Genomic DNA, 17,685 nt, shown 5'->3' with positions numbered 1-17,685 from the left:
CGCAGCCGGGGTGCCGGCGCGCTTCGACAAAAACAAAAGGACCCCTGGTCCCAGCGTGAACGCTGGGACCAGGGGTCCTCCAAAGATTGTTCGGCGGCGTCCTACTCTCCCACAGGGTCCCCCCTGCAGTACCATCGGCGCTTTGAGGCTTAGCTTCCGGGTTCGAAATGTAACCGGGCGTTTCCCTCACGCTATGACCACCGAAACCCTATGAAACATCCGGCTGATACGCAGGATCTCAAACAGGGCAGCGAACAAGCACACTCTTCAATTAAATAGTGACGCTGTTCAGCCGACACAACTGTTCGTTGTTTCAGAACAAACACAGTGGACGCGAGCAACTGAGGACAAGCCCTCGGCCTATTAGTACCAGTCACCTCCACCCGTTACCGGGCTTCCAGATCTGGCCTATCAACCCAGTCGTCTACTGGGAGCCTTAACCCCTCAAAGGGGGTGGGAATACTCATCTCGAAGCAGGCTTCCCGCTTAGATGCTTTCAGCGGTTATCCTTTCCGAACGTAGCCAACCAGCCATGCCCTTGGCAGGACAACTGGCACACCAGAGGTTCGTCCGTCCCGGTCCTCTCGTACTAGGGACAGCCCTTCTCAATATTCCTACGCGCACAGAGGATAGGGACCGAACTGTCTCACGACGTTCTAAACCCAGCTCGCGTACCGCTTTAATGGGCGAACAGCCCAACCCTTGGGACCGACTCCAGCCCCAGGATGCGACGAGCCGACATCGAGGTGCCAAACCATCCCGTCGATATGGACTCTTGGGGAAGATCAGCCTGTTATCCCCGGGGTACCTTTTATCCGTTGAGCGACGGCGCTTCCACAAGCCACCGCCGGATCACTAGTCCCGACTTTCGTCCCTGCTCGACCCGTCGGTCTCACAGTCAAGCTCCCTTGTGCACTTACACTCAACACCTGATTACCAACCAGGCTGAGGGAACCTTTGGGCGCCTCCGTTACTCTTTGGGAGGCAACCGCCCCAGTTAAACTACCCATCAGACACTGTCCCTGATCCGGATCACGGACCGAGGTTAGACATCCAGCACGACCAGAGTGGTATTTCAACGTTGACTCCACGAACACTGGCGTGCCCGCTTCAAAGTCTCCCACCTATCCTACACAAGCCGAACCGAACACCAATATCAAACTGTAGTAAAGGTCCCGGGGTCTTTCCGTCCTTCTGCGCGAAACGAGCATCTTTACTCGTAGTGCAATTTCACCGGGCCTATGGTTGAGACAGTCGAGAAGTCGTTACGCCATTCGTGCAGGTCGGAACTTACCCGACAAGGAATTTCGCTACCTTAGGATGGTTATAGTTACCACCGCCGTTTACTGGCGCTTAAGTTCTCAGCTTCGCACGCCCGAAAGCGCACTAACCGGTCCCCTTAACGTTCCAGCACCGGGCAGGCGTCAGTCCGTATACATCGCCTTACGGCTTCGCACGGACCTGTGTTTTTAGTAAACAGTCGCTTCTCGCTGGTCTCTGCGGCCACCCCCAGCTCACGGAGTAAATCCGATCACCAGGAATGGCCCCCCTTCTCCCGAAGTTACGGGGGCATTTTGCCGAGTTCCTTAACCATAGTTCACCCGAACGCCTCGGTATTCTCTACCTGACCACCTGAGTCGGTTTAGGGTACGGGCCGCCATGAAACTCGCTAGAGGCTTTTCTCGACAGCATAGGATCATCCACTTCACCACAATCGGCTCGGCATCAGGTCTCAGGCACAAGCTGTCCGGATTTACCTAGACAGCGCCCTACACCCTTACCCCGGGACAACCACCGCCCGGGCTGGACTACCTTCCTGCGTCACCCCATCACTCACCTACTACAAGTCTGGTTCGTCGGCTCCACCACTTCCCTCAACTCCGAAGAGATCGGGACGGCTTCACGGACTTAGCATCGCCTGATTCGATGTTTGACGCTTCACAGCGGGTACCGGAATATCAACCGGTTATCCATCGACTACGCCTGTCGGCCTCGCCTTAGGTCCCGACTTACCCTGGGCAGATCAGCTTGACCCAGGAACCCTTAGTCAATCGGCGCACACGTTTCTCACGTATGTATCGCTACTCATGCCTGCATTCTCACTCGTGAACCGTCCACCACTGCCTTCCGGCGCAGCTTCACCCGGCACACGACGCTCCCCTACCCATCCCAGCACCCGTTGGGGCTTATTGCTGGAATGACACGACTTCGGCGGTACGCTTGAGCCCCGCTACATTGTCGGCGCGGAATCACTAGACCAGTGAGCTATTACGCACTCTTTCAAGGGTGGCTGCTTCTAAGCCAACCTCCTGGTTGTCTCTGCGACTCCACATCCTTTCCCACTTAGCGTACGCTTAGGGGCCTTAGTCGATGCTCTGGGCTGTTTCCCTCTCGACCATGGAGCTTATCCCCCACAGTCTCACTGCCGTGCTCTCACTTACCGGCATTCGGAGTTTGGCTAAGGTCAGTAACCCGGTAGGGCCCATCGCCTATCCAGTGCTCTACCTCCGGCAAGAAACACACGACGCTGCACCTAAATGCATTTCGGGGAGAACCAGCTATCACGGAGTTTGATTGGCCTTTCACCCCTAACCACAGGTCATCCCCCAGGTTTTCAACCCTGGTGGGTTCGGTCCTCCACGACCTCTTACAGCCGCTTCAACCTGCCCATGGCTAGATCACTCCGCTTCGGGTCTTGAGCGCGCTACTAAATCGCCCTATTCGGACTCGCTTTCGCTACGGCTTCCCCACACGGGTTAACCTCGCAACACACCGCAAACTCGCAGGCTCATTCTTCAAAAGGCACGCAGTCACGAGGATGAAGCAAGCTCCATCCCGACGCTCCCACGGCTTGTAGGCACACGGTTTCAGGTACTATTTCACTCCGCTCCCGCGGTACTTTTCACCATTCCCTCACGGTACTATCCGCTATCGGTCACCAGGGAATATTTAGGCTTAACGGGTGGTCCCGCCAGATTCACACGGGATTTCTCGGGCCCCGTGCTACTTGGGTGTCTCTCAAACGAGCCGCTGACGTTTCGACTACGGGGGTCTTACCCTCTACGCCGGACCTTTCGCATGTCCTTCGTCTACATCAACGGTTTCTGACTCGTCTCACAGCCGGCAGACTGTAAAAGAGAGATCCCACAACCCCGTATGCGCAACCCCTGCCGGGTCTCACACGCATACGGTTTGGCCTCATCCGGTTTCGCTCGCCACTACTCCCGGAATCACGGTTGTTTTCTCTTCCTGCGGGTACTGAGATGTTTCACTTCCCCGCGTTCCCTCCACACTGCCTATGTGTTCAGCAGCGGGTGACAGCCCATGACGACTGCCGGGTTTCCCCATTCGGAAACCCCCGGATCAAAGCCTGGTTGACGACTCCCCGGGGACTATCGTGGCCTCCCACGTCCTTCATCGGTTCCTGGTGCCAAGGCATCCACCGTGCGCCCTTAAAAACTTGGCCACAGATGCTCGCGTCCACTGTGCAGTTCTCAAACAACGACCAACCACCCATCACACACCACTAAGCGCAGTGCTGCACTGGGGTCGGCATTGAGGTCGGGATCAAATCCGTACCCTCAGATACCCAACAGCGTGCCCGACCGGACCCTGTCCGGAGATCATGCTTTCCACACTCTTGCGAGTAGTACTTGCAGCCTCCGGCCCAGACTCAGGCCGAGTAGTCAACGTTCCACCCATGAGCAACCACCGTCGAACGTTTGCCGACGTAGTGGCCTCTGGACTGCCGAGGCAGCCTAGAAGTGCTCCTTAGAAAGGAGGTGATCCAGCCGCACCTTCCGGTACGGCTACCTTGTTACGACTTCGTCCCAATCGCCAGTCCCACCTTCGACAGCTCCCTCCCACAAGGGGTTGGGCCACCGGCTTCGGGTGTTACCGACTTTCGTGACGTGACGGGCGGTGTGTACAAGGCCCGGGAACGTATTCACCGCAGCAATGCTGATCTGCGATTACTAGCAACTCCAACTTCATGGGGTCGAGTTGCAGACCCCAATCCGAACTGAGACCGACTTTTTGAGATTCGCTCCACCTCACGGTATCGCAGCTCATTGTATCGGCCATTGTAGCACGTGTGCAGCCCAAGACATAAGGGGCATGATGACTTGACGTCGTCCCCACCTTCCTCCGAGTTGACCCCGGCGGTCTCCTGTGAGTCCCCATCACCCCGAAGGGCATGCTGGCAACACAGAACAAGGGTTGCGCTCGTTGCGGGACTTAACCCAACATCTCACGACACGAGCTGACGACAGCCATGCACCACCTGTACACCGACCACAAGGGGGGCACTATCTCTAATGCTTTCCGGTGTATGTCAAGCCTTGGTAAGGTTCTTCGCGTTGCGTCGAATTAAGCCACATGCTCCGCTGCTTGTGCGGGCCCCCGTCAATTCCTTTGAGTTTTAGCCTTGCGGCCGTACTCCCCAGGCGGGGAACTTAATGCGTTAGCTGCGGCACCGACGACGTGGAATGTCGCCAACACCTAGTTCCCACCGTTTACGGCGTGGACTACCAGGGTATCTAATCCTGTTCGCTCCCCACGCTTTCGCTCCTCAGCGTCAGTAATGGCCCAGAGATCCGCCTTCGCCACCGGTGTTCCTCCTGATATCTGCGCATTTCACCGCTACACCAGGAATTCCGATCTCCCCTACCACACTCTAGCTAGCCCGTATCGACTGCAGACTCGGGGTTAAGCCCCGAGCTTTCACAATCGACGTGACAAGCCGCCTACGAGCTCTTTACGCCCAATAATTCCGGACAACGCTTGCGCCCTACGTATTACCGCGGCTGCTGGCACGTAGTTAGCCGGCGCTTCTTCTGCAGGTACCGTCACTTTCGCTTCTTCCCTGCTGAAAGAGGTTTACAACCCGAAGGCCGTCATCCCTCACGCGGCGTCGCTGCATCAGGCTTTCGCCCATTGTGCAATATTCCCCACTGCTGCCTCCCGTAGGAGTCTGGGCCGTGTCTCAGTCCCAGTGTGGCCGGTCGCCCTCTCAGGCCGGCTACCCGTCGTCGCCTTGGTGAGCTTCTACCTCACCAACAAGCTGATAGGCCGCGGGCTCATCCTTCACCGCCGGAGCTTTCAACCTTCCCCCATGCGAGGGAAGGTGTTATCCGGTATTAGACCCCGTTTCCAGGGCTTGTCCCAGAGTGAAGGGCAGATTGCCCACGTGTTACTCACCCGTTCGCCACTAATCCACCCCGAAGGGCTTCATCGTTCGACTTGCATGTGTTAAGCACGCCGCCAGCGTTCGTCCTGAGCCAGGATCAAACTCTCCGTGAATGTGTACCGGTAATCCGGTGACACAGCACGAGAGCGGAACCAGGGAGAGGAATAATCTCCCGGTTCACAGCGTCCTCGCTGTGTTTTTTCAAAGGAACCTCCAACTCACCGAAGTGAGCCGGGGTTATCAACATATCTGGCGTTGACTTTTGGCACGCTGTTGAGTTCTCAAGGAACGGACGCTTCCTTTGTACTCACCCTTGCGGGCTTTCCTCCGGGCGCTTCCCTTCGGTGTTTCTTTTGTTCTTGCGTTTCCAACTCTACCAGATCCGTTTTCCGTTCCGTTCCGGGTTCGGATTTCATTTCCGGTGGCCGTTGGAGGGCCTTTGCCTTTCGGCGTGTTCACTACTTTAGCGGATTCCCTCCGCAACTCATAATCGAGTTTCGCGAGTTCGAATTACGGCATGCGGGCACGCCGAATAAGACCCCGCCGAGGGGAAGTTGTCAGGTAGTGGTTGGCCGCTTCCGGCTCCCGGCAGATTGCCGTACCCGGTTCAAGCGACTCGGACTACCTTACGGAGGCACCAAGGCCGCGTCAAGTTCGGCGGCGACGGGGCACATGGGCCCGATAGGGGCTGACCGTAGGGTCGTTGGTCACCCAGAAGCGCCACGGGTGGACGCCGCCCTCCCCCGCCACTCCGGTACGAGGTCCGCTGCTGACCTGGGCGGGCGGCGTGGGTGTGCCGGTCAGTACGGAGAAGGGTGAGGACGGGTCCCCGCAGACGTCGGCGCCGTCGAGCTGTCGGTCCACGTCAAGAGCGGTGGCCAGGCGCGCGGGGCCTTTGGCCAGTTCCTTGTCGTTGCGGGCCGAGAGTCGACGCTTGCGGGCGATCTCCGCGCCCTCCGTGATCTCGCCCGCGCGCAACAGGACCGCGCCGGCCTTGCCCACCGGACCGCACACCAGGTTCATGCAGTGCCACATGCCGTAGGTGAAGTAGACGTACATGTGTCCGCCCTGTCCGAACATCACGCTGTTGCGGGCGGTGCGGCCGCGGTAGGCATGGGAGCCGGGGTCGACCTCCCCCGCGTACGCCTCCACCTCTGTCAGACGGACCTCGATGGGGCCGGCCGCCGAGTCGCGCACGAGGATCCGGCCGAGCAGATCCGGGGCGACCTCGAGGACCGGCCGGTCGAAGAAGTCTCGGGTCAGGGGCGTACGGTCAGGGCTCGCGATCATGCCGTACGAGCGTAATGCACTTGTCTTCGTCCATGGGTGGTCCACGGGCCGCCCGGTTGTCAGGGTGATGGTGCGGAACCACGGACGGTTCCCTCGCGTTTCTATCGATCAAGTATCCAAGTCGAGACGAGCCACAGGCGGCGGCCTGGGGATGGAGTGTCATGGGGTTCAAGAAGCTGCTCGCGAGTCTGGGTGCCGGTGGTGCCTCGGTGGAGACCGTGCTGGCCGAGGTCAACGTGGTCCCGGGCGGCGTCGTCCAGGGTGAGGTCCGCATCCAGGGCGGTTCGGTGGACCAGGAGATCGAGGGTCTCTCCGTCGGTCTGCAGGCACGGGTCGAGGTCGAAGGCAACGACCAGGAGACCAAGCAGGACATCGAGTTCACCAAGGTGCGGCTCGGCGGCGCCTTCACGCTCCAGGCCAACCAGGTGCACGCCGTGCAGTTCACCCTGGAGATCCCCTGGGAGACTCCGGTCACGAGCATCGACGGACAGCAGCTGCGCGGCATGAACATCGGTGTGACCACCGAGCTGGAGATCGCGCGCGCCGTGGACTCCAGCGACCTGGACCCGATCAACGTGCACCCGCTGCCGGCGCAGCAGGCCATCCTGGACGCCTTCATCCAGCTGGGCTTCCGCTTCAAGAGCGCGGACATGGAGCGCGGCCACATCCGCGGCACGCGGCAGAAGCTCCCCTTCTACCAGGAGATCGAGTTCTTCCCGCCGCAGCAGTACCGCGGGCTCAACCAGGTCGAGCTGAGCTTCGTCGCCGACGACCGCGAGATGGACGTCGTCCTGGAGATGGACAAGAAGCCGGGTCTGTTCAGCGAGGGCAGCGACTCGTTCCGCTCGTTCAAGGTGGGGCTGAACGACTTCCAGGGCACCGACTGGGCGGCGTACCTGAACGAGTGGCTGTCCCAGGTCGGCAGCAAGCGCAACTGGTTCTAGGCTCGGAGAGGATCAGCGAGGACCAGCAATCAACCAGGAGGTGCCTACGTGAGCGAGCTCAAGAGGCCGCCGCTTCCCCATGACTTCCATCCGCCCGTGCCGTCCTTCACGGTCACGAGCGAGGACTTCGAACCGGGTGCGGTCCTCAAGGACGCTCAGGTCTACGCGGCCGGCAACACCTCGCCGCAGCTGCGGTGGGAGGGCTTCCCGCCGGAGACCAAGAGCTTCGCCGTCACGTGCTTCGACCCGGACGCCCCGACGGGCAGCGGGTTCTGGCACTGGACCGTCTTCGACATCCCGGTCTCGGCGACCGAGTTGCCGGGCGGTGCGGGCAGCGGGAAGTTCGAGGGGCTGCCCGAGGGCGCGGTGCAGGTGCGCAACGACTTCGGGACGAAGGACTTCGGGGGTGCGGCGCCGCCTGCCGGCGACCGGCCGCACCGTTACGTGTTCACCGTGTACGCGGTGGACCAGGAGAAGCTGGGTCCCGACTCGGACGCGCCGCCCGCGTTCGTGGGCTTCAACCTCCGGTTCCACACGCTGGCGCGCGCCCAGGTGATCGCCGAGTACGCGGCTCCCGCGGAGAGCTGAGCGACTGTCGGGTACTGAGCGTTCACCCAGTGTTTGCCCGCCTCTGGTCATGGAAGTGATCAGAGGCGGGCATTTTTTATTGCGTTGTCCATCTCGGCGTGCCCGGCCAGAGTTGATCCCAGCCCGCCAGGCGGTGGGCCGGTGCATACGGGAGGTGGGCAGGTTGATGCGGGACACGCTGGTGCTGAACGCGAGCTTCGAGCCGCTCTCGACGGTGTCGCTCAACCGGGCCGTCGTTCTGGTGCTCCAGGACAAGGCCGTGGTCGAGCACGCCCACCCCGGACTGCGTGTGCGCGCGGCGGCGATCGACATACCTGTGCCCCGGGTGATCAGGCTGTGCAGATACGTGCGGGTGCCGTTCCGAAGACAGGCGCCATGGTCGAGACGTGGCGTGCTGGTCAGGGACCGGCACCGGTGCGCGTACTGCGGGAGGCGCGCCACGACCGTGGACCACGTGGTGCCGCGGTCGCAGGGGGGTGCCGATTCCTGGCTGAACACGGTCGCTTCGTGTGCGCTGGACAATCACCGCAAGGCGAACCGGACTCCGGAGGAGGCGGGCATGCCGTTGTTGCGGCAGCCCTTTGAGCCGACCCCCGCGGACGCGATGCTCTTGTCGCTCGGGCGGGACGAGTTGGCCTCGCTGCCGGAGTGGCTGGCGCAGCCTGCCGCGTAGTGTTTTCGCCGCAGGCCGTCCTGGGCTGATCGCGCAGTTCCCCGCGCCCCTGAAGGGGCACGGGGTCCTCTGTTCGCCTCAGTCGATCGGCGGCTGTTCGCGGCGCTCGGTGGCGGGGGCCGAGCCGCCCGAACCGCCGCCCAGCGGGCCGAAGTTGCCGAGTGCGCCGCCGAGTCCCTTGAGGGCGTCGCCGATTTCGCTGGGCACGATCCAGAGCTTGTTGGCGTCGCCCTCGGCGATCTTCGGGAGCATCTGGAGGTACTGGTAGGACAGGAGCTTCTGGTCGGGGTCGCCCGCGTGGATCGACTCGAAGACCGTGCGGATCGCCTGGGCCTCGCCCTCGGCGCGCAGGGCGGCGGCCTTGGCCTCACCTTCGGCGCGCAGGATCGCGGACTGCTTCTCGCCCTCGGCGCGCAGGATCTCCGACTGTCGTACACCTTCGGCCTGGAGGATCGCCGCGCGCTTGTCACGGTCGGCGCGCATCTGCTTCTCCATCGAGTCCTGGATGGAGGTCGGCGGCTCGATCGCCTTGAGCTCGACGCGGTTGACGCGGATGCCCCACTTGCCGGTCGCCTCGTCGAGGACGCCGCGCAGGGCCGCGTTGATCTCCTCGCGGGAGGTCAGGGTCCGCTCCAGGTCCATGCCACCGATGATGTTGCGCAGGGTGGTGACGGTGAGCTGTTCGATCGCCTGGATGTAGCTGGCGACTTCGTACGTCGCGGCCCTGGCGTCGGTCACCTGGTAGTAGATGACGGTGTCGATGTTGACCACCAGGTTGTCCTGGGTGATCACGGGCTGCGGCGGGAACGGGACGACCTGTTCGCGCAGGTCGATGCGGTTGCGGATCGAGTCGATGAACGGGACGACGATGTTGAGTCCGGCGTTCAGCGTGCGGGTGTAGCGGCCGAAACGTTCCACGATGGCGGCGCTCGCCTGTGGAATGACCTGGATGGTCTTGATCAGGGCGATGAAGACCAGCACCACCAGAATGATCAGGACGATGATGATTGGTTCCATCGTGGCTCCCCGTACCCTTCATGCCTCGGTGTTCCCGGAAGACTCCGCGCGGTCGCGAAGATCTTGCTGGTCGAGTCTGTCAGACCGTCGTACCGCCCGTGGGGCATTCACATGACGACGGCCGTCGCTCCGTCGATCTCGACGACGTCGACCTCTTGGCCCGCTTCGTAGGCACGGTCGGTGTCGAGTGCGCGGGCCGACCAGATCTCTCCCGCCAGCTTGATGCGTCCGCCGGAGGCGTCGACCCGTTCGAGGACGAGGGCGGATCTGCCCTTCAAGGCATCGACCCCGGTGACCAGTTCGGGTCGTCCGGCGCGGTGCCGGGTCGCGATCGGGCGTACGACGGCGATGAGCGCCACCGAGACCGCGGCGAAGACGACGACCTGGAGCACGGCGCCGCCGCCGAGGCCCGCGGTCACGGAGGCCGCGACGGCGCCCACGGCGAGCATGCCGAGTTCCGGCATCGCGGTCAGTACGAGCGGGATTCCGAGTGCGGCGGCCCCGATCAGCCACCACACCCATGCGTCGATGTCCACGTGGTCATCGTAGGACCGCGGGTCCCCTCGGGGACAGGGCGCCGATCAGCTGAGCGGGAGGCCCGTGGCGGTCCAGCGGTCGTTCTTCTGGTCGACGACGAGCGGGAGGCCGAAGCAGAGGCTGAGGTTGCGGGAGGTGAGTTCGAGCTCCAGCGGGCCCGCGGCGAGGACCTTGCCCTGGCGGATCATCAGGACGTGGGTGAAGCCGGGTGCGATCTCCTCGACGTGGTGCGTGACCATGATCATCGAGGGGGCGATCGGGTCGCGGGCGAGGCGGCCGAGGCGGCGTACGAGGTCTTCGCGGCCGCCGAGGTCGAGGCCCGCGGCGGGCTCGTCGAGGAGGAGCAGCTCGGGGTCGGTCATCAGGGCGCGGGCGATCAGGGTGCGCTTGCGCTCGCCCTCGGAGAGGGTGCCGAACCTGCGGTCGAGGTAGTCGCTCATGCCGAGGCGGTCGAGGAAGGCGCGGGCGCGCTGCTCGTCCACGTCCTCGTAGTCCTCGTGCCAGCCTGCGGTCATGCCGTAGGCCGCCGTGAGGACCGTCTGGAGGACGGTCTGCCGCTTGGGCAGCTTCTCCGCCATGGCGATGCCCGCGACGCCGATGCGCGGGCGCAGTTCGAAGACGTCCGTGCCGGGCTTGCCGAGGGTCTCGCCGAGGATGGTGGCGGTGCCGGTGCTCGGGTAGAGGTAGCTGGACGCGACGTTGAGGAGGGTGGTCTTGCCGGCGCCGTTGGGGCCGAGGATGACCCAGCGCTCCCCTTCCTTGACCGACCAGGAGACCTGGTCCACCAGAGCCCGGCCCTCGCGGACCACAGATACGTCCTCAAGCTCCAGTACATCGCTCATGAGCGCGCTGTCTCCCATTGCAGTCTCGGTCGTCGCTCGCGCCTGTGGACGCGGCCCCCGGATAAAACCTACGCCACCGGCCGACCGTTCCTGTCGTGAGCCCGGTCCTTAGGCTGTGTGCATGCTCTCGGAACCACGCTCAGGACGCCTGGCCGCATGGGGAAATGCCCTTTTGGCCGGACTTGTTTCGCCGGACGACGCCGTGCTCGCGATGGTCGGCGACGACGCGGTGCACCGCGTCGAAGGCCTTCCCGGGGAATCCGGCCCGGTCGGGCTGACGCTCGCGATGGGACGGCTGCGCTCCCAGGGGGTGACCGGTCTGCGGGTGGCGCTGCCCGCGCCGGGGCATCCGCTGGGGCTGAGCGGGCCGCCCGAGTTCAACGCGCGCGCACTGGAGGCGGAGGAGGCCGTCGTCGGGTTCGGCGCGCCGTACGGCCTGGTGCCGGAGGTGTACGAGGCGGGGCCCGACGGTGACGTGCACGTGGGGGTCGTCTGGCACTGCCTGCCCGTGCGTGAGGCGCCGCCCGCCGATGTGCCCTCGCTCGGCGAGGCGGAGCGAGAGCTCGCGGAGGCGCTGCGGGAGGCGACGGAGGTGCTGTCCCGGCTCGACGTCGCGGGGTCGGGGCCGGTGGCCGAGGCGGCGCTCGACGCGTACCGGGCGCGGGCGGAGCGGGGGCGCGAGCTGCTCGCACCGGGCTATCCGCCGCGTGCGGTGCGGGTGCTCGAACTGGCCCAGCGGGTCGGTCTGCTGATCTCGCTGGCGTACGAGAACGGGCACGGCGGGGCCGTGAGCGCGTCGGAGATGGCCGCGCGGGTGCAGGCGCTGCGGCCCGTGGAGCGGACGGCGCGGCGGGCGCAGGTGGCCGCGTACAACTCGAGTGTCGAGGAGCGCGAGCGGGGCGGGCGCTGAGCGAAGGCACGGGCCCCGCGGACCTCTGCGGTCCGCGGGGCCCGTGCCGGGGCGTGTGCCTCAGTGGTTCACCGTGTGGTTGGCGAACGCCGGGTTCAGGACGCCGATGACGTTCACGCTGTTGCCCGTGGCGTTGACCGGGACGTCGACCGGCACCTGGACGAGGTTGCCGGAGCCGACGCCCGGGGACTTCGTGGCGACACCGTCGGCCTGGGCGTCCGACGTGGCGGAGGCGACTCCGGCGGACGCGCCCGCGGCGAGACCGGCGGCGACGACGGCCAGGGCGGCCTTCTTGGCGATGTTGTTCATGGGACGAGCTCCTCCTGCTGACATGGGCGACCCCGGATGTGGCGGGGCCAGGGGCTGTGCTGGTCGCAGGATGCGATCAGAGGTTCTTGCAGACGTTGCCGAACACCGGGTTGAGGCCGCCGATGACGGTGACGGTGTTGCCGCAGACGTTCACCGGGACGTGGACCGGAGCCTGGACCAGGTTGCCCGAGACGACGCCGGGCGAGTTCTTGGCGACTCCGTCGGCGTGCGCGCCACCGTGGGCGGAAGCCATGCCGGCGCCGGCCGCAACCAGGCCGCCGGCCACCATCGTGACGGCAGCGGCCTTCTTCAGGTTCTTCACTTCTACGGTCCTCCTGAGCAGAAGCTGCGGCCAGCCGCCGCAGCACGCACTGGAGAACGCCCGAACGCCCCGGGGGATACGCCATCCGGGGGACATCCACACGACGGTATGAATCTCAGACCGCGAGTCGACGGGTCGGCGGAGGATCTCAGCCGGTCACGCCGTGGCGTACGGCCCAGAGCGCGGCCTGGGTGCGGTCGGCCAGGTCGAGCTTCATCAGGATGTTCGAGACGTGTGTCTTGACGGTCTTCTCGGAGAGGACGAGGGCGCGGGCGATCTCGCGGTTCGAGCGGCCGTCGGCGATCAGACCGAGGACCTCGCGCTCGCGCTCGGTGAGCGAACCGCCTCTGCCCTGGCCGCCGCCCGTCTCCTCCTGGGAGAGCAGGGCGCCCGCCACCTCGGGCTGCAGGAGCACGTGCCCGGCGTGCACGGAGCGGATGGCGCCTGCGAGGGCGTCCGGGTCCACGTCCTTGTACACGTACCCCGCGGCGCCGGCGCGCAGGGCCGGGACGACCGTGCGCTGCTCGGTGAAGCTGGTGACGATGAGCACGCGCGCGGGGTTGGCCAGTTCGCGGAGCTTGCGCAGCGCCTCGACGCCGTCCATGCCGGGCATCTTGACGTCCATCAGGACGACGTCCGGCTTCAGCTCCTCGGCCTGGGCGACTCCTTCGGCGCCGTCCGACGCCTCTCCGACGACGTCTATGTCGTCCTGGATCTCCAGGAACGTACGCAGGCCGCGGCGGACCACCTGGTGGTCGTCGACCAGCAGCACCCGGATCCCTGCCCCTTTGTCGACCGCGTTGACCGTATTGCGCGCCGCGTCAGCCACCGGGCACCTCCATCTCGATCGTCGTGCCCTTGCCGGGCTCCGATTCCACGGTCAGCCGTCCGCCGACCCCGCTCGCCCGGTCCCGCATGGAGACCAGGCCGAGGTGGCGCCCCGCGCTCCGCACCGACCTCGGGTCGAAGCCCGAGCCGTCGTCGACGACGCGCAGGGCGGCACCGGCGCCGCGCTTGTCCAGGAGCACGGCGACGTGCTCGGCGCCGGAGTGGCGCAGAGCGTTGTGCAGGGCCTCCTGGGCGACCCGCAGCATGGCTTCTTCCTGGGAGGCCGGCAGGGCCCGCACTCCGTTGCTCTCGAAGGTGACCTCGGCGGAGTGCGCGCGGTGCAGCACCCGGATGTGGGTGCGCAACGTGGCCACCAGGCCGTCCTCGTCCAGGGCGGCGGGGCGCAGCTCCACGACGGCCGCGCGCAGTTCGTCGGCGGCTTCGGCGGCGAGCATCGCCACCTGCTGCAGTTCGCCCTTGGCGCGGGACGGGTCCCGGTCCACCAGGGCCGTGGCGGCCTGGGCCGTCAGGCGCAGCGAGAAGAGTTTCTGGCTGACGGCGTCGTGCAGTTCGTGGGCGAGGCGGGAGCGCTCCTCGGCGATGGTCAGCTCGCGGCTGCGCTCGTACAGACGGGCGTTGGTGAGGGCGATGGCCGCGTGCTGGGCGAGGATCGCGAGGAGCTCCGCGTCGTCCTCGGTGAAGCCGCACATGCCCTGGAGCTTGGGGCAGTTCTTGTTGGCGAGGAAGAGCGCGCCGAGCGTCTCGTCGTCGGAGCGGATGGGCACGCCCAGGAAGTCGGACATGTCCGGGTGGGCGGAGGGCCAGCCTCCGAAGCGCGGGTCCTCGCGCACGTCGCCGAGGCGGACGGTCTCGCCCTTCTGCAGCATCGAGGCGAGGATGCCGTGCTGCCGGGGCAGAGGGCCGATGGCCTTCCACTGATCGTCGCTGACGCCGTCGACGACGAACTGGGCGAAGCCGCCGTGGTCGTCCGGGACCCCCAGCGCGGCGTACTCGGCGTCGAGCAGCTCGCGGGCCGAGGCGACGATCGTCTTGAGGACGTCGCGCACCTCCAGGTGCCTGCTCATGGCGAGGAGCGCGGAGCTCACCGCGGTCAGGCCGGATCGGGGTCCTTGACTCATGACCACACGCTACCGGCGGGGTGTGACAGTCCGTATCCGACCTGTGGAGGCCTCCGCCTAGGGCCCGGGGCCTAGGTCCATGGTCCGTCGCCCGGTAGTAGGGCGAAGGGACCCCGTGAGGTGCGGCTCTCGCACGAGGCGCCGCTGGGGCCCGCGTTCCTACGGTGGTGGTCCTGTCGAGCGAGCGAGGGGACGGATGTCATGCCGGTAGCACTCATCACAGGGGCTTCGAAGGGGTTGGGGCGCGCGTTGGGCGCGGTGCTCGCGGAGTCCGGCTGGGATCTCGTGGTCGACGCGCGGACCGAAGTGGTCCTGCAAGAGGCGGCGCGCGAACTGAGCGGGTACGGCACGCGCGTAGAGGCGCTGCCCGGGGACGTGACCGACGCGGGGCACCGCGCGGACCTGGTGGCGGCGGCCCGGCGGCTGGGCGGCCTCGATCTGCTGGTGAACAACGCGAGCGCGCTGGGGGCCGAGCCCCTGGTGGGGCTGGCGGGGCTCGCGCTCGGCGGGCTGCGGTCGGCGCTGGAGACGAACGTGGTGGCGGCGCTCGGGCTGGTGCAGGAGGCGTTGCCGTTGTTGCGGGAGTCCGCGGGGGCGGTGATCGACGTCAGTTCCGACGCGGCCGTCGAGGCGTACGCGACGTGGGGCGGGTACGGCGCGTCCAAGGCCGCCCTGGACCAGCTCTCCGCGGTCCTCGCCGAGGAGGAGCCCGGGATCAGGGTGTGGGCGGTGGATCCCGGGGACATGCGGACGGACCTGTACCGGGCCGCCGTGCCGGACGACGATCCGTCCGGGAGGCCGCGTCCCGGGAGCGTGGCGCCGGCCTTCCTGCGGCTGCTCGCCGAGCGGCCCGCCAGTGGGCGCTACACGGTGTCCGCACTGTCGGCGGGTGTCCTGTGAACGTCCTGGGCGCGCCGCTGTGTGTGCCTGACTCCCTCGTGGCCACGGTGCCCGCCGAGGAGCGGGGCCCGGGTCTGGGCAGGGATGCGGTGCGGTTGCTGGTGTCGCGGGGCACGGATGTCGCGCACCACGCGTTCGCGGAGCTGCCGACGCTGCTGCGGGCCGGGGACCTGCTCGTGGTCAACACGTCGCAGACCCTGCCCGCGGCGGTGGACGGGCGCCTGGGGCACGCGCGCGTGGTGGTGCATTTCTCCACCCGGGGCGAGGACGGGCGGTGGGCGGTGGAGCTGCGCGATCCGGACGGGCGGGGCACCACACGCGCGCGTGCCGGGGGCCCGGCCGGTTCCGTGGTGCGGCTCCCCGGAGACGTACGCCTGGTGTGTGAGGAGCCCATGGCCACGGAGAGCGGGCGTCTGTGGTGGGTGCGGGTGTCGGCCGACGTGCCCGCGCTGTTGCGAGGGCACGGGCGTCCCATTCGTTACTCCTATACAGAGAGGGATCAGCCGCTCTCCGCGTACCAGACCGTGTTCGCGCTGCCGTCGGCGGACGGGGCGGGGAGTGCGGAGATGCCGAGTGCGGGGCGGCCGTTCACGGCGTCCGTCGTGGCGGAGCTGGTGAGCAGGGGGGTGCAGTTCGCGCCGGTCGTGCTGCACACCGGTGTCGCGTCCCAGGAGGCGCACGAGCCGCCGTATCCGGAGCTCTTCGAGGTGCCGGAGACGTCGGCGCGGCTGATCAATGCCGCGCGGGCCGGCGGGGGCCGGGTCGTGGCGGTCGGTACGACGGCGGTGCGCGCCGTGGAGTCCGCGGCGGGGCCGGACGGTGTGGTGCGGGCGGCGGCGGGGCGGACCGAGCTCGTGGTGACTCCGGAGCGCGGGGTGCGTGTGGTGGACGGTCTGCTGACGGGGTTCCATGAGCCGGAGGCGTCGCATCTGCTGATGCTGGAGGCCGTGGCGGGGCGGGCGGCGATCGAGCGGGGTTACGCGGAGGCCGTAGGCCGTCTCTACCTGTGGCACGAGTTCGGGGACGTCCACCTCATCCTCCGGGATGAGGCACCTCACTGAGAGCGTTGCTGCGGCAACTCCTGGTGAGACTGTTACGTGTTCGATGTGAGCCCGCGCATAGGACGCACATCACGTACGAAGGTCCCTAGTGGATAAGCAATCCCTTTATGTCCGCGGGATGCGGACCAGTCGAGGCTTGTCCGGATCCGCTGATCCACTACCCGCGATCGTACGTCACACCTTTGCCACAGATTTTTGCTGCCGCTAAGAATTGCTCCCGTCGCTCGGCGCCGCGGTCTCACCACCGCGGCGTTTTGCCGGAGAAGCAACCTGTCCCCCACCGGACCAGAGCGACCTCCGCTATTCGAAGAGGTCCATCTCGCATGTCCAAGCACAGCCTTCCTGGTCATAGTCGCTCGACCGTGACCAAGACCCAGAAGCTCTCGATCGCCGGTGTCGCCACGCTCGGCGCCGCCGCCCTCGCGTTCTCCCTGGTGCCGGGCAACTCCGAGGCCACCACCCAGGCCGCCGGTGACATCTCCCCCGTCGCCTTCGCCGCGGGCACCAACGCGCAGCAGGCCGTCCACGCCAGCGTCTCGAAGCAGCAGTCCAACGCCGACAAGCAGGCCAAGGACGCCGCCGAGAAGGCCGCCGCCGACAAGAAGAAGGCCGACGAGGCCAAGAAGCGCGCCGACGAGGCCGCCGCGAAGAAGAAGGCGGAGGACGAGCGCAAGGCCAAGGAGGCCGCGAGCCGCGCCGCCGCCCGCAAGCCCGTCTACGCCAACAACCTCGACGGCTGGATCCGCCAGTCCCTCGACATCATGAAGGCCAAGGGCATCCCCGGTTCGTACGAGGGTCTGCACCGCAACATCATCCGTGAGTCCGCGGGCAACCCGCAGGCCGTGAACGGCTGGGACATCAACGCCATCAACGGCACCCCGTCGATCGGCCTGCTCCAGGTCATCCAGCCGACGTTCGACGCGTACCACGTCGACGGCACCTCGACGAACATCTACGACCCGGTCGCCAACATCACGGCCGCGGCCAACTACGCCGCCGACCGGTACGGCTCGATGGACAACGTGAACGGCGCCTACTGAGCCTTGATCGCCTGATCACTGGACCTCTTCAGCCGAAGCCGAGGTTCGCCAGACGCCGAAGGGCGGCACCCCACGCGGGGTGCCGCCCTTCTCGTGT

The 17,685-nt window shown here is 65.9% G+C and carries 15 protein-coding genes and 3 rRNA genes; 7 read left to right on the top strand and 11 right to left on the bottom strand.

Going from position 1 to position 17,685, the window contains the following annotated elements; all coding sequences use genetic code 11:
* Positions 1 to 88: 88 nt before the first annotated feature.
* The 4 genes from rrf to DEJ48_RS30670 form a co-directional block, all read right to left on the bottom strand.
* Positions 89 to 205 (bottom strand): 5S ribosomal RNA (rrf, locus tag DEJ48_RS30685).
* A 138-nt stretch (positions 206 to 343) separates the two neighbouring features.
* Positions 344 to 3,466, bottom strand: a 23S ribosomal RNA gene (locus DEJ48_RS30680).
* Positions 3,467 to 3,775: 309 nt separating this feature from the next.
* Positions 3,776 to 5,301, bottom strand: a 16S ribosomal RNA gene (locus DEJ48_RS30675).
* The 16S, 23S and 5S rRNA genes sit together here, the layout of an rRNA operon.
* Positions 5,302 to 5,836: 535 nt before the next feature.
* Entirely contained in the window at positions 5,837 to 6,478 is a 642-nt protein-coding gene (locus tag DEJ48_RS30670; RefSeq protein ID WP_150219431.1) for a DNA-3-methyladenine glycosylase, read from the bottom strand.
* Between the two features lie 161 nt (positions 6,479 to 6,639).
* Between DEJ48_RS30670 and DEJ48_RS30665 the strand changes: the two genes are divergently transcribed.
* The 3 genes from DEJ48_RS30665 to DEJ48_RS30655 all read left to right on the top strand — a co-directional run bounded on the left by DEJ48_RS30665 (position 6,640) and on the right by DEJ48_RS30655 (position 8,683).
* On the top strand, positions 6,640 to 7,422 hold the full coding sequence (locus DEJ48_RS30665; RefSeq protein WP_150219430.1) for a sporulation protein: 783 nt from the start codon (positions 6,640 to 6,642) through the stop codon (positions 7,420 to 7,422).
* Positions 7,423 to 7,470: 48 nt separating this feature from the next.
* Positions 7,471 to 8,010 (top strand): YbhB/YbcL family Raf kinase inhibitor-like protein, encoded by a 540-nt coding sequence (locus DEJ48_RS30660; protein WP_150219429.1) that lies wholly within the window; start codon positions 7,471 to 7,473, stop codon positions 8,008 to 8,010.
* Between the two features lie 166 nt (positions 8,011 to 8,176).
* Entirely contained in the window at positions 8,177 to 8,683 is a 507-nt protein-coding gene (locus DEJ48_RS30655) for an HNH endonuclease (RefSeq protein WP_150183357.1), read from the top strand.
* A 78-nt stretch (positions 8,684 to 8,761) separates the two neighbouring features.
* Here DEJ48_RS30655 and DEJ48_RS30650 read toward each other — a convergent pair whose 3' ends face one another.
* From DEJ48_RS30650 to DEJ48_RS30640, 3 genes are all read right to left on the bottom strand, one after another.
* A complete protein-coding gene (locus DEJ48_RS30650; protein WP_055569440.1) occupies positions 8,762 to 9,700 on the bottom strand; it encodes an SPFH domain-containing protein in 939 nt (312 codons plus the stop codon).
* Between the two features lie 107 nt (positions 9,701 to 9,807).
* Positions 9,808 to 10,236 carry an NfeD family protein gene (locus DEJ48_RS30645; RefSeq protein ID WP_150219428.1) on the bottom strand — a complete coding sequence of 143 codons (429 nt, stop codon included), beginning with the start codon at positions 10,234 to 10,236 and terminating at the stop codon, positions 9,808 to 9,810.
* Between the two features lie 45 nt (positions 10,237 to 10,281).
* Positions 10,282 to 11,079 (bottom strand): ABC transporter ATP-binding protein, encoded by a 798-nt coding sequence (locus DEJ48_RS30640; RefSeq protein ID WP_150183359.1) that lies wholly within the window; start codon positions 11,077 to 11,079, stop codon positions 10,282 to 10,284.
* Between the two features lie 121 nt (positions 11,080 to 11,200).
* Between DEJ48_RS30640 and DEJ48_RS30635 the strand changes: the two genes are divergently transcribed.
* Complete coding sequence (locus tag DEJ48_RS30635; RefSeq protein WP_150219427.1) at positions 11,201 to 11,989, top strand: hypothetical protein; 789 nt, start codon at positions 11,201 to 11,203, stop codon at positions 11,987 to 11,989.
* Between the two features lie 60 nt (positions 11,990 to 12,049).
* On the opposite strand, the gene DEJ48_RS30630 is transcribed toward DEJ48_RS30635, so the two are convergent.
* The 4 genes from DEJ48_RS30630 to DEJ48_RS30615 all read right to left on the bottom strand — a co-directional run bounded on the left by DEJ48_RS30630 (position 12,050) and on the right by DEJ48_RS30615 (position 14,587).
* Positions 12,050 to 12,298: a chaplin gene (locus DEJ48_RS30630; protein ID WP_150219426.1), complete on the bottom strand. Its 249-nt coding sequence runs from the start codon at positions 12,296 to 12,298 to the stop codon at positions 12,050 to 12,052.
* 76 nt (positions 12,299 to 12,374) lie between these two features.
* A complete protein-coding gene (locus DEJ48_RS30625) occupies positions 12,375 to 12,620 on the bottom strand; it encodes a chaplin (protein WP_150219425.1) in 246 nt (81 codons plus the stop codon).
* A gap of 148 nt (positions 12,621 to 12,768) precedes the next feature.
* Entirely contained in the window at positions 12,769 to 13,449 is a 681-nt protein-coding gene (locus DEJ48_RS30620; RefSeq protein WP_317850937.1) for a response regulator transcription factor, read from the bottom strand.
* The gene (locus tag DEJ48_RS30615) at positions 13,442 to 14,587 is read right to left on the bottom strand and encodes a GAF domain-containing sensor histidine kinase (RefSeq protein WP_150219424.1); all 1,146 of its coding nucleotides are present in this window, start codon (positions 14,585 to 14,587) and stop codon (positions 13,442 to 13,444) included. Before DEJ48_RS30615 ends, DEJ48_RS30620 begins: the two co-directional genes overlap by 8 nt.
* A gap of 201 nt (positions 14,588 to 14,788) precedes the next feature.
* Between DEJ48_RS30615 and DEJ48_RS30610 the strand changes: the two genes are divergently transcribed.
* From DEJ48_RS30610 to DEJ48_RS30600, 3 genes are all read left to right on the top strand, one after another.
* The gene (locus tag DEJ48_RS30610; protein WP_150219423.1) at positions 14,789 to 15,487 is read left to right on the top strand and encodes an SDR family NAD(P)-dependent oxidoreductase; all 699 of its coding nucleotides are present in this window, start codon (positions 14,789 to 14,791) and stop codon (positions 15,485 to 15,487) included.
* A 17-nt stretch (positions 15,488 to 15,504) separates the two neighbouring features.
* On the top strand, positions 15,505 to 16,548 hold the full coding sequence (locus tag DEJ48_RS30605; RefSeq protein WP_411757556.1) for an S-adenosylmethionine:tRNA ribosyltransferase-isomerase: 1,044 nt from the start codon (positions 15,505 to 15,507) through the stop codon (positions 16,546 to 16,548).
* Between the two features lie 323 nt (positions 16,549 to 16,871).
* Positions 16,872 to 17,588 (top strand): transglycosylase SLT domain-containing protein, encoded by a 717-nt coding sequence (locus DEJ48_RS30600; protein WP_150219422.1) that lies wholly within the window; start codon positions 16,872 to 16,874, stop codon positions 17,586 to 17,588.
* Positions 17,589 to 17,685 lie beyond the last annotated feature (97 nt).

The sequence above is a fragment of the Streptomyces venezuelae genome (assembly GCF_008642315.1).
GTDB classification, from domain to species: domain Bacteria; phylum Actinomycetota; class Actinomycetes; order Streptomycetales; family Streptomycetaceae; genus Streptomyces; species Streptomyces venezuelae_D.
The sequence above is the reverse complement of the archived record's forward strand: the minus strand, read 5'-3'. Positions and strand labels throughout refer to the sequence as shown.